Origin of the sequence: Pedobacter sp. HMWF019, from assembly GCF_003061025.1 — a bacterium.
In the GTDB taxonomy this organism is placed as follows: Bacteria; Bacteroidota; Bacteroidia; order Sphingobacteriales; family Sphingobacteriaceae; genus Pedobacter.
In genome coordinates this window covers 1-13,231 of sequence record NZ_QAIL01000290.1, presented here as the reverse complement: position 1 = coordinate 13,231, position 13,231 = coordinate 1, and the positions used below count along the sequence as shown (strand labels likewise).

General features: G+C 38.8%; 8 protein-coding genes. 4 read left to right on the top strand and 4 right to left on the bottom strand.

What is annotated here, in order from left to right; all coding sequences use genetic code 11:
• The 4 genes from DBR11_RS30190 to chrA form a co-directional block, all read left to right on the top strand.
• Positions 1–272 (top strand): hypothetical protein (locus DBR11_RS30190; RefSeq protein WP_108553778.1); only part of this gene is annotated, 272 nt, incomplete at its 5' end.
• A 106-nt stretch (positions 273–378) separates the two neighbouring features.
• Positions 379–4,743, top strand: coding sequence for a CusA/CzcA family heavy metal efflux RND transporter (locus tag DBR11_RS16625; protein WP_108553777.1), 4,365 nt, complete (start codon positions 379–381; stop codon positions 4,741–4,743).
• Between the two features lie 13 nt (positions 4,744–4,756).
• Positions 4,757–5,902, top strand: coding sequence for an efflux RND transporter periplasmic adaptor subunit (locus DBR11_RS16620; RefSeq protein WP_108553776.1), 1,146 nt, complete (start codon positions 4,757–4,759; stop codon positions 5,900–5,902).
• 249 nt (positions 5,903–6,151) lie between these two features.
• Entirely contained in the window at positions 6,152–7,468 is a 1,317-nt protein-coding gene (chrA, locus tag DBR11_RS16615) for a chromate efflux transporter (protein WP_108553775.1), read from the top strand.
• A gap of 20 nt (positions 7,469–7,488) precedes the next feature.
• Here the strand turns inward: chrA and DBR11_RS16610 are convergent, their stop codons facing one another.
• The 4 genes from DBR11_RS16610 to DBR11_RS16595 form a co-directional block, all read right to left on the bottom strand.
• Positions 7,489–8,595, bottom strand: coding sequence for a PepSY domain-containing protein (locus DBR11_RS16610; RefSeq protein WP_108553774.1), 1,107 nt, complete (start codon positions 8,593–8,595; stop codon positions 7,489–7,491).
• Positions 8,576–11,146, bottom strand: a complete 2,571-nt coding sequence (locus DBR11_RS16605) for a TonB-dependent receptor (RefSeq protein WP_233260790.1) — start codon at positions 11,144–11,146, stop codon at positions 8,576–8,578. Before DBR11_RS16605 ends, DBR11_RS16610 begins: the two co-directional genes overlap by 20 nt.
• Positions 11,147–11,377: 231 nt before the next feature.
• A complete protein-coding gene (locus tag DBR11_RS16600; protein WP_108553772.1) occupies positions 11,378–12,376 on the bottom strand; it encodes a FecR family protein in 999 nt (332 codons plus the stop codon).
• Between the two features lie 124 nt (positions 12,377–12,500).
• On the bottom strand, positions 12,501–13,085 hold the full coding sequence (locus DBR11_RS16595; RefSeq protein WP_108553771.1) for an RNA polymerase sigma-70 factor: 585 nt from the start codon (positions 13,083–13,085) through the stop codon (positions 12,501–12,503).
• Positions 13,086–13,231 lie beyond the last annotated feature (146 nt).

The following is a 13,231-nucleotide window of genomic DNA, read 5'->3' as shown; positions in this document are numbered from 1 at the left end:
AACATAAGCAGAGAGATGCAGGTATTAGTGTGATGCACTTTTTAAGTCTTCATTATTGGGGCGAGGACTTGAATGATGATGACCAGGAACAAGATATGAAATTGCCTTTTAAAAAGGTGGATTCTTCTTTTAACCAACCAGCAATTCCATTAGTAAAAACACGATTTAACAAACCCCATATATGCTCAATTAATAGCATAAAACCTGTTTTTAGAGATTGTATGTTTTTACAACCCTTCCTGGAATCTCTTTTTCGGCCTCCGCAGGTCTAGTTTTTGTTATTTACATTTTATAAAATTATTATCTATTGCGGTTAACCTAAAAAGCTGCATGAGATAGTTTATATGATCAATTTCTTAAGTACAATAAATAAAAACTATGCTGAATAAAATTATTGGCTTTTCCGTAAGGAACAAGCTAATCATTGGTTTGTTCGTATTTGCCCTTATTGGTTGGGGCGCTTACGAAGTAACCAGACTACCAATAGATGCCGTTCCGGATATTACAGATAATCAGGTACAAGTGATCACTGTTTCGCCTTCGCTTGGCGCTCCTGACATAGAAAGACTCATTACCTTTCCAGTTGAACAAGCTTGCAGTAGCATTCCTGGCCTAAAGCAGATCAGAAGCTTTTCCCGGTTTGGACTCTCACTCGTCACTATCGTCTTTAATGACGATACCGATGTGTACTGGGCCAGACAACAGATCAGCGAAAAATTACAACAGGTTACAAAGGATATTCCGGAAGGATCGGGAAGTCCTGAAATGGCACCGGTATCTACAGGACTTGGTGAAATATTTCAGTATGTGGTTAGACCGAAGAAGGGTTTTGAAGATAAATACGACATGACTGAGTTGCGAACTATCCAGGATTGGATTGTAAGAAGGCAGCTCCTTGGAACTCCGGGAATTGCAGAGGTGTCAAGCTTTGGTGGCAAGCTTAAACAATATGAAATTGCCGTTCTGCAACAGCAACTAAAAGCATACAACCTTACTATTGCAGATGTTTTTGATGCATTAGAGAGGAATAACCAAAATACGGGTGGTGCCTATATTGAAAAAGGCCCGACTGTTCTCTATATCCGTAGTGAGGGTCTGACTTCTACGATTGAAGATATTCAAAAGATTGTGGTAAAGACCCTGAACAACGGAATGCCCGTTTTAATGGGAGATGTAGCAGATGTTCAATACGGATCTGCAATTCGTTATGGAGCAATGACTTATAACGATAAAGGCGAAGTAGCTGGTGCAGTTGTGATGATGCTAAAAGGCGAAAATGCTTCTGTGGTGATAAAACGGGTGAAGGACAAAGTAGCTGAAATCCAAAAAATGCTACCTGAAGGTGTGGTTATTGAACCATTTCTGGACAGAACAAAAATGGTAAACAATGCCATTAAAACAGTTGAAACTAATTTAATGGAAGGGGCACTTATCGTAATCTTTGTATTGGTGTTCTTTTTAGGTAATCTTCGGGCCGGACTTATTGTTTCTTCTGTAATTCCACTTTCTATGCTTTTCGCCATTATCCTAATGAATATGTTTGGTGTTGGGGGAAATTTAATGAGTCTTGGAGCAATAGATTTTGGATTGATTGTAGACGGCTCTGTAATTGTTGTGGAAGCAATTCTTCACCGTTTTTCACATTCAAAATATTTTAGGGGGATGACCAGAATTGATCAGCAGCAAATGGATGCGGAAGTGAGTAAATCTACGGGATCAATGATTAAATCAGCTGTATTTAGCCAGATCATTATTTTGATTGTTTATTTACCAATCCTCTCTCTGGAAGGCATTGAAGGTAAAATGTTTAAGCCAATGGCTTTTACAATTGCTTTCGCTATTCTGGGCGCATTTATACTTTCTGTTACTTACGTGCCAATGATGGCCGCATTGTGTTTAAAGAAAAAGTTAAAGCATGATTTAACCTTTACGGATAAACTCATGATCTGGTTGGAAAGAAAATATCAACCGGTTTTGAATAAAGTACTGTCTTTTCCTAAAACTATTATTGCGCTTACACTTGCTCTTTTTGTTGTTGCAATAGTGATTTTGAGTCGCATGGGAGGAGAATTTATTCCGCAACTGGAAGAAGGTGATTTTGCTGTGGAGACTAGATTGCTGACAGGTAGTAATCTAAATAACACGATCAACTCCACCCAACAAGCTTCCAAAATTTTGTTAACCAGATTTCCGGAAGTAGAAAAAGTAGTGACCAAAGTGGGAAGCGCAGAGGTACCAACAGATCCTATGCCCTTTGAAGCTGCTGATATGATGGTGATCCTTAAGGATAAGAAGAATTGGGTATCTGCAAGTTCATTCGGTGAGTTAAGTACTAAGATGACCAAGGCCCTGGAGGAAATTCCTGGCATTACCGTCGGTTTCCAATTTCCCGTTCAAATGCGCTTTAATGAATTAATGACAGGCGCCCGACAGGATGTGGTTTGCAAAATATTTGGAGAAGATCTTGATTCCCTGGCTAATTACGCCCATAAGCTCAATGATATCATTCAAACAGTACAGGGTGCCGTCAACATTTATGAAGAAAGGGTAACAGGTATGCCTCAAGTGGTCATTAAGTACAACAGAGATGGCATGGCAAAGTATGGCTTAAACGTAAGTGATATTAACCGGGTGGTGAATACTGCTTTTGCCGGTCAGATTGCCGGACAAGTTTACGAAGGGGAAAAACGTTTTGATATGGTAGTTCGCCTCGCAGGTGATGCCAGAAAAAGCACATCAGATGTTCAGAATTTACTTGTTCCCACCAAACAAGGCACACAAATACCACTGTCTTTAGTAGCTGTCATAGAAGAAGTAGAAGGTGTTAATCAAATACAAAGAGAAAATACCAAGAGGCGGATTATCGTGGGCTTTAATGTGGGTGGGCGCGATGTGCAGTCAATTGTAACTGAACTCAAGCAAAAAGTCGAACAACAACTGAAGTTGCAAAAGGGATATACGATTGAATATGGTGGCTCATTTGAAAACATGACTGCTGCCAAAGCCCGTTTAAGTATCGTAGTTCCTATTGCTCTATTGCTCATCTTCTTGTTGCTTTATTTCGCATTTAGTTCTGTAAAACAAGGCCTTTTGATCTATACTGCTATTCCCTTATCTGCTATTGGAGGTGTTCTTGCTTTATGGATCAGAGATATTCCTTTCAGCATCTCCGCAGGAGTTGGTTTTATTGCCTTGTTTGGCGTGGCGGTTTTGAATGGTATTTTGTTGGTTTCTGAGTTCAATCGTCTTAAAAACGAGGGTTGGACCGATGTTAAAAGAATTGTGATCCATGCTACTAAATCTAAATTGCGGGCTGTATTGATGACAGCGCTTGTTCCGTCTTTAGGGTTTATTCCTATGGCCATTAGTACGGGTGCAGGAGGGGAGGTACAGAAACCTCTTGCCACGGTCGTGATTGGCGGATTGATTATTTCTACACTGCTTACCCTATTTGTTTTACCTATGTTATATATCCTATTTGAAAAGGGCTTCGGTTATTTTAAACCACGAAAGCTGGTTGTATCGCTATTTATAATTCTTGGATTTGGAATTTCTGAAAGCCATGCCCAGGAAAAAATCTCTTTGACAGCCGCCTTAGACAGTGCATTAAAACACAATGTTTCTCTACAGATTTCCAAAATAGAAATTGGATATTACCAGGCACTGAAAAAGAGTAACCTTGATCTGGAAAAAACCAATGCTACTTTTGAGTATGGGAAGTTTAATAGTACGATAAACGACAATAGATTCTCCATATCCCAGGCTATTCAATTCCCTGGTGTTTATAAGCATCTGGGTAGCATTAACCAGACCAGCATTAAGATTAGTGAAACAAACGCGGCACAAAAGGAATTGGATATTAAGAATTTTGTTAAGCAGACATTTTATCGTATATTGGTTTTACAACAGAAACGAGCTCTATTAATAGAAACAGATAGCATTTATGCTCATTTCCTTCAAAAGACAAAACAACGTTTTAAGGTTGGGGATGTAGATGTACTGGAACAGACTACGGCTGAAAACCAGCGCGTGCAGATCTTTAACCAATTAGAGTTTTTGGAAACGGATTACAAGGTGCTTCAGGATCGCTTCAGGGTATTACTGAACATCAACAATGAAGTAGAGCCATTCTCAGATGAAGTTATCTATCACCTGGCCACTTTACCTGATCGGGATTATATTGAACGTAGTCCTGTGATTCAGTTGCAGAAGCAGCAAATTCTACTCTCTCAACAACAGCATAAATTGGAGAAAAGCAAGCTTATGCCGTCTTTTAATGCGGGCTATAATAGTTCAACTATTATCGGCTGGCAGACAACAAATCAGAATCTGGAAAAGTATTATGGTAGTGGAAATCGCTTTTCCTCGGTCAATGTAGGGATAGGTATTCCTGTATTTTGGGGTGCTCAGCATTCCAGGATTCAGGCTTCAAATGTTTTGATCCGTCAGCGCAAACTTGAAGCAGATATGGTTATGCAGCAACTTCAGTCAGACCTTCAGACTGCAGTAAATATATACCGGCAAAGTAACAGGTTAGTAAAATCTTACCAGGCTACCATGCTACCTAATGCAAAATCTATTATTCAGACCGCAACACTCAAGCTCAATGCAGGTGAGATTGGTTATTTGGACTGGGTAATACTAATTAATCAGGCTATCCAAATTAGAAGTGAATATTTTAATACTGTACAACAACTTAATGAGGCTGCTTTTGAAGTAGAAAAAATAAGTGCTATTAACTAATAAAAATTTATACATGAAAGCAAGCGTTTTAATCACCGCAATATTGATGACCATTTTCTCTTCCTGCAGTGAGCAGTCCAAAGAGGACAAAGCCACTTCAGGAGCAAAAAGTGAAAGTAAAAAGATAAATAATGACGTAGTAGAATTGTCTGCGGTGCAGGTAAAAAATGCGGGGATTTTAACTGGTTTGCCCCAGGAAATGGAGATGCATACCACTCTAAAAGTTAATGGGGTTATTGATGTACCACCACAGAATATAGTTTCAATTAGCATACCAATGGGTGGATATTTGAAACAAGCATCATTATTACCTGGTCAAAAGGTTAAAAAAGGCGCGTTATTGGCTGTATTGGAAGATCACCAATTTATTCAGCTTCAGCAAGACTACCTTACCGCGAAAAACAGACTTGGTTTTCTGGAAGTGGATTTTGCCCGCCAAAAAGAGCTTAACAGTACAAAGGCAAGTAGCGACAAGTCATTCCAACAGGCAAAAAGCGAATATTTAAACCAAAAGGTCATGCTTAAGGCTTTAGGTGAAAAACTCCAAATGATCAATATTGATCCGTCCAGATTAAATGAAAATAACATTAGCAAAAGGATCAATATTTATGCTCCGATTGGCGGATATGTTACTAAGGTTAATGTAAATATGGGCAAATATGTAAACCCAACTGATATCTTATTCGAGTTGATCAATCCTAATAACCTGCATTTGAAGCTTACCGTTTTTGAAAACGATGCAGCAAATTTAAATTCAGGACAGAAAGTTTTGTGCTGGACGAATAAAAATCCGGGGTTGAAATACGGTGCAACAATTCACTTGATTACACCAAATATAGGAGAGGAACGAAATACCGAGTTACACTGCCACCTGGATAAACTTCCAAAAGAATTAATACCAGGAATGTTTATGAATGGAGAAATCCAGCTGGATAAAGCTAAAGTATGGAGTGTTCCTGAAGAAGCGATTGTGAAGTCTGATAATAAACATTATCTGTTCACTGAAGTGGAATCGCACATTTATAGGTTAACACCTGTAGAAATTGGAAAAACCATGAATGGTTTTGTGGAAGTAAAATCGGACTTGCCATCTGGTCAGATCGTAACTAAAAATGCGTATACGATATTGATGAAAATGAAGAATAGCGAAGAAGGCTAATTCAGTTGATTAGATTGGCTATTGAATGGAGGAAAATTCGGCTTTCCTCCATTCTCATTGCTGGAACTCTCTGATTTCGGGTAAAAACTGATCTAAGATCGCCAGGTCAATTATCTATAAGCACATATATAGGAGGTTATTCAATATTGAGATGTAGTCTTAAACCAACTAAAAAACACCTTATTTAAAATCAAAAATATACCCCGGTAAAGCTTTGATTTTTGATTTTGTTTTAAGTACTATTGCCGGATGATGAGCTCATTTGAACATAAGCCCCCCATATTCAAAGACGCTCTAAAATTCTGGTTCAAATTGGGTTGGATCAGTTTTGGAGGAACAGTTGGCCACATAAACATCATGCATGATGAAATGGTCACCAAAAGAAAATGGATCAGCAGTAGCAGGTTCTTTCATGCTTTAAGTCTTTGCATGTTATTACCAGGTCCAGAAGCACAGCAATTGGCTATTTATATTGGCTGGCAATTGCATGGTTTAAAAGGAGGGCTTATTGCAGGTATTCTCTTTGTGCTACCATCTATGTTTATCCTGCTACTATTAAGCGTGTTCTACGTTTATTTTGGAAACCAACCCTGGATGTTTGCTATGTTCAATGGATTTAAACCGGCTGTCATCGCAATCATTATAGTTGCTCTATTGGGCATTGGCAACAAGGCATTACACACATCCCTACATGTATTAGTGGCATTCCTTGCTTTTATTTGTATCTTCTTTTTTAATTTATCTATGTTGATGATTATTACTGGCGCAATACTATGGGGTATCGTAGTATGGAAATTTCTCCCGGGTCTGCTGGATAAAAAAAATGGAGTTAACAAGGAAACAACTGTTGATGAGCGCGCCTATTATTTCAATAAAAACTCTATCGCATTGGGGTCGGATACTACAATTAAAAAGTCCGTTAGAAGTACTATAGTCTTTATTCTGCTTTGGTTGATACCGATAACAGCCTTCTATTTCTTTGCAGTTGATTTCAGTTTTTGGAAACAATTAAGTTTGTTCTTTACACAAACTGCGCTATTTACAATTGGTGGTTCTTATACCGTATTGCCGTATGTAGCCCAGTTTAGCGTCACCAAGTTAAACTGGTTAAGTAAAATGCAGATGATTGATGGTTTTGCTTTAGCAGAAACCACGCCTGGCCCCCTCATTATTGTTGTAAGTTATGTTGGGTTTATGGCTGCTTACAATCACTTTTCGGGTTCTATGCTCATGGGGGCTGGAGCACTATTACTCACTACTTTTCTAACCTTTCTCCCTTCATTCCTGTTTATTTTTGTTGGAGGCCCAATTATAGAAAGAACGCATGGGAACAAAGCTATAGGGTCCATACTTGGTTTTGTAACCGCGGCCGTGGTGGGTGTGATTTTAAACCTTACTTTATTTTTGGGTAGAGATGTCGTCTTTCCAAAAGGAGTATCAATTCATTCTATCGATTTTTACGCTCTTGGTTGGATTGCATTTTCTTTGATCCTGATGAAAAAGTTTAAATTAAATGTTTTGTACATCATTGGATTGAGCCTGATTTTTGGTTTGATTCATTACTAATAGAGAATTTTTCAAAAACGTCACCTATTTTTCTTGTTTAACCAAATCAACAAGCCGGTTACTGGCAGACTTGCCGCAATTAGACTGGATAGAAATGCAATAAATTTTCCAGGTAAACCAACGGCGCTTCCTGTATGGAGGTCGTAATTAAGGGCGATGATTTTAGCAGTAATGGTTAGATCTTTGAATTCAGGCCCCTGTTGTAATAATTTTCCGCTATACTGATCAAATCGGTATTGTACGCGATCATAAAGATTAGTGTTACTCTGGTAAGCAGAAAGGTCTGTTGTGCCACTTTTAGCAGCCGGAAAATTATACAAGAAGTAGGCAGTTTCGGGAGATCTCTGTAGGGCTTGCTGAAGAATAATGTTGTCTTTCATTTTTGTTAATTGCTGGGTGGTATCGGACTGTAATTTTGATCTTTTTTCCGTAGTAAGGTTAAAGGACCACATTAATCCAGTGAGTGCGATGAGAATTAGAACAAGAAAGGCATAAAAGCCAGCAACATTGTGCAGATCGTAGTTTAAACGTTTAAATTTTGCCTTCCATTTAATACGAAAGCTTTTCTTGAGCTGTTTAAGTTTCCACTTTTTTGGCCACCACAATATAATACCGCTAATTGAAAGCAGAACAAAGCATACTACTGCCCAACGGACTATAAAATGACCTACTTGGTCACCAAGCAGGAGATTCATATGCAACGCAAGAATAATGGTGAAAAATTCGTTCTTGGCATTTTCTATGTATACAACTTTACCTGTATATGGATTAAGGTACACCTTATCATAGTACACATAATACCTCCAATACCCGAATGCCTTACGATTTAATTTCATAGCCCGGAACATATAGGTACGATCATTTTTTTGTGAAAGTTCAGCTCTTGATATTTTACGGTCTTTACCCATTGCTTGTTCTGCAATTCTCACCAGCTGATTTAGGGGCAGCCGGGATGCTTCCGGTACGGTATCGACATAGAGCCTTTGTTTATAGCACAGTTCCTTGAGTTCGTCAGAAAAGGCATAAATAGATCCGGTGAGCCCAAGAACAAACACCACCAGCCCGGATATTAATCCGAGCCAGAGGTGTAAGAGACGTATGGCATTCTTAAAATTTGAGTGTAACATTAGCTGATATGGTCCTTGGCATTTGAGCACTTAATACCCCTTGTCCGGTGAAATAAAGTTTATCAGTCAGGTTGTCAACTTTTAGACCGACACGACAGCGGCGGGTATCATAAAAAACAGTCGCATTTAGAAGAGTGTATGCAGGAAAAGTAAACACTCCAGTTGTCAATGAATTTCCTGACAGGTATTTACCGGCGTAATTTCCACCGAATCCAACACCCAAGCCTTTGAGCTGACCTTTTGGTTGCACATAGCTTGCCCAGAAATTGACCAGATTGGATGGCCCTGCAGAAGCAGGTCTTCTACCTTCCAGTTCTTTTGTAGAACGGATAAGTTTACTGTCATTGTAAGAGTAACCCGCAATAATATTTAAACCAATAAGAGGATTGGCAATTAATTCCAGTTCAACTCCCTTGCTAAGCTGAGTACCGTCCTGCACAATAATATTGTAATCTTTACCTTCGACCCTTACTGTTTGGTCACGCGTAACGTCTTTAACTTTAATGTTATAGTAGCTCGCGGTGAAACTTAACCGATTGCTGAAAACATCCATCTTGACACCACCTTCAAACTGGTTGGCTTGTTGCGGCTTAAATGTTCCTGAAATATTACCAAGCGGCTGAGAAACCGGCGCAACGTTGCTAAAACCATTCATATAATTTCCAAATAGGGATATTTTTTCCTTTACAATTTGATAAACGAGCCCCAACTTTGGAGAAATAGCAGTCTGGCTGTATTTCGAGTTTGCTTGCTGTGAGTTTGTGGCCAGGTTGATAGTTCCAAGACTTTGAAAGCGATCAACACGAAGACTAAGCATAGCTAGCAGCTGATCTGTTAGGTTCACTGCATCGGAGGCATATATGCTATAAATATTGCTGGAATTGTAATTTTTGATTACGGCTCCAGCTGTACCTACACCAGTTATGGCAGCAATTTTAGCTTCTGCTTTTGCCCGGGTAAGGTTACCATATTGCTCTGCAAGTTTTCCATTTATAGCACTTACCGTGTCAAACTTCACAATGGCAGAGTTGTTATTATAGGTTGTTTGGTTTAAATAGTCCAACCCGGCTACTATCCGATGGCGCATGCCTGCGAGCTTAAAATCCCCATTAAAATTTTGTTGTACAGCCGTAGAAGTACCTTCATAATTTTGCAACTGTACGTTCCGTTCTACCAGATCATCACTGGTTTTACCCCTTATAAATTGATACTGATACATACCGTCGGTTTTACGCGTATTCCTGGCTACACTGGTTTGCGATGTCCAGCTGTCATTAATTTTGTAATTCAACTGTCCATGGATGTTTGTGGCCGGAGCTTTCAATGTGATGTCATTAGAAGTAAAAGAGCGGTTCCAGTCATAGTTGAGTTCCTGTGGTGTGGTGGCTATGTATTTTCTAGTGCGGTGCAGGAATACGATAGATGGATTTGTGCCCTCATAATCGTAAAATTCTGCGTTTAAGCTTAGATCAAGTTTTTCATTTAAACGGTAGGAGATAACAGGGGCTATAAATGTAGATTTTCTAAATCCAGCATCCTGAAAACTCGACCGTTTATGGTAGGCTGCATTAATCCGAAACAAAAGATTCTTATCTTTATTTACAGGTCCATAAATGTCTGCAGTAAGTCGATTCAGATTGTAATTTCCAGTGGTATAGCCAATCTCGCCACCCAATGTATCTATAGGTTTCTTTGTTACAACATTAATGAGCCCACCAAATGTGGTGAGTGAACCACCATACAGAGTGCCCGACGGACCTTTTACAACCTCAATTTTCTCTATGTTAGCTGGATCAATATCGCCGTTGGTTTGACCCGCAATACCATCTATCATAGAAATACGGGTAGGAAAACCCCGAAGATTGTAGTATACAGCTCCATCACCACTTCGACCAATACTTCCCTGCATTTTGAGTATTCCTGGCGTATTTTTTAGAACATCAGTCAAATCAGTAGTAATTTGTTCATTAAATAGCGAATTAGTAATAGTTGTATATACTTGAGGATTTTCAAGGTTGTTGAGTGGTAGCTTAGCTACAGTTTCGCTCTTTCTGGTAACGAATTTATTGATTTTTTTGCCATTGACTTTTACTTCATTGAGTTGCTCGCTATTTTCTGCCAATGTAAAGTTGACTACAGCTGTTTCTAATGACGCTACAGTAATTTGCTTATGCTGAGTACTGAGGCCTATATAACTACTGGTCATGGTGTAATTTCCTTCTTCAATGTCTTTAAAGTGATAATTTCCATGAGCATCTACCTGGGTACTTTTTAACCCTTTAATCGTTACGGTAACATACGCTGCAGGTTTTCCATCACTGGTTTTTACGTTGCCTTTTATATTGCCTCCAGGACCGCTCACTTGTATTGTTATTTGCTTTCCGTTTACGCTCAGTCCTTTTAGCTGACGTCCGAGAAGTTCTGTGATAATCTCTTTTAAAGTTCTGTTTGAGTAGTTGAGGTTCACCTTTCTTTGTAAATTGAGCAGACTGCTGCTATAAGAGAAGTTTACTGAAGCTTTACTTGATATAGCTTCCAGAGCGTCACTCAAGCTAAGGTTATTAGCTTGGATACTAATGTTTTTTTCCAAAACAGAGTTCTCCCTGTCTTGCGAAAATAAAGGGTGCCATAAAAAGACAGTGCTTAGCAATAGTAGGATTGTTGTGATTTTTTTCTTTGAGGTACACAGTTTGTACATACTTTTGTTTGTTGTTGATTAATGATGAATTGATTGGCGATAGCCCGGGATGAAGTTTGGCGACCGAACCCGGGTTTTTCTATTTTATTTAGAGATGGTCCATGTGTTGTTATGCTGACGGCATTTAGATTTTAGAGCAAAAGAGATGCTTTCCACAACTTGTTTGATGCCCGGATTTTCAAAGCTACCGGTATAGCGTCTGTTGCCTAATTCTTCATCGACAATTAACAGTTTAACACCATACCATCTTTCTATTATTGGACAAATTTCCAACAGTGTGAGATTGTCTAAAACCAGTTTATTATCTTTCCAATCCATATACTTGGCGGTATTATAAACCAATTGTGAAGTGAGTACTGATTGCGCACCAGGCTCATATACACCTTTCTGGTTTGCGGTGAGTATTAGGTTCTCTGTTGCGGCTATTCCAGAAAAACGGACTTTTCCTTCTTCTACAACTACCCAGCTTAATTTTTCATTGGCGTAATCCCGTAGATTAAATCTGGTGCCGAGTACTTGTATTCTGGCCCGTTCCGAAGTGATGATAAATGGCTTCTTTGGATTCTTAGTAACCCTAAAATAAGCTTCCCCTCTAAAACTAACTGACCTTTGGTCTTTTGCGAATTGCTTGGGAAAGTGCAATGTACTCTCAGAATTCATCCACACCTGGGTACCGTCCGGCAGGCTTACCTGAAGTTTTTCACCTTTTTTTGTATGGATTTCTCTATAAATCAGTTTAGCGCTGACTTGACCAGCTTTATTTTTCTGTAAACTGGAATAATACACGAAATAAATTGCACTGATCCCCAGTAGGAAGCCAATGCTGGCTGCGATTTGCCAGCCCAAACGAAATCGACGGATTTTTAGCTTTTTGTTGGGAATCTCAACAATGTGATTCTGCTTCAGTTCTAAATGTTCTCCGAGTTGTTCCCAACCTGCGTCTTCCAACAATTGAAGTTCTTCGCCTTCCAGAAATGTCATACTCACCTGGTCCGACTCTAACCATGCTTCTACAATGGCTATTTCATTTGGATTGCATAAGCCCAGGTGATAACGTTGAATAATATCTCTATTGATTTCCATAAAGGTTTTCCAAGGCCTGTATAAAGCCTTCTAAAAACAAGTTGTATAAACAGGAGATTTTCCTAGGTAGAAATCATAAAAAAAATAAAAAAACTATAAACAACTGATATCCATCTAATTTCTTTTATTTTTTTGTCTGGAAAGTTTCAAGATTAGTCCTTAAAAAGCTAATAGCTTTGTATAAATGATATTCAACGGTTTTTTCAGAAATCAATAGGGCAGAAGCGATGTGTTTATTATTAAGTCCTTCTTGCTGACTTAAACGATAAACCTCCCTGCAGCGACACGGCAATTGGTCTACCAGTAAATTCAGTTTTCCGTGAAGCTCGTTGTAAGCTATTTTTTCGTCTGTACAATTATGTGCACCGCAATAATCTTGAAGTGCACATTCCAGCAATTGGTTATGGCGTATACTCGTTCTGAGGTAATCGAAAGCCTGAAGTTTAGCTGCGCGAAAGAGATATTGCTCTATTGTGGTTCGTAGGACGAGTTTTTCTCTGCGTTCCCAAATAGAAGCAAACAGATCCTGTGCAATTTCACTGGAGATTTCTTTATCGTTGGTATAGTGATAAATGATACTAAATACTTTCTTCCAATAGGTACGGTATAGATGTTCAAAGCCTGCTCCATCCATATGCTGGATGAGTTTCTTATCCTTCGGGTCAAGTTTGGGCTTACTATCAAACACAGCTTTGTATTTTTTGCCCAAAGCTAAGTATTAAATGGAATCAATCTAAATAAAATGAAAAAAATATAAATAATACGCCCTCTTTTTTATTTATTCTTACAGATGTTTCTCCAATTTACTTAATAATGAGGGCACCAAACCATACTTCTTTTTGAATGCAAAGGAGA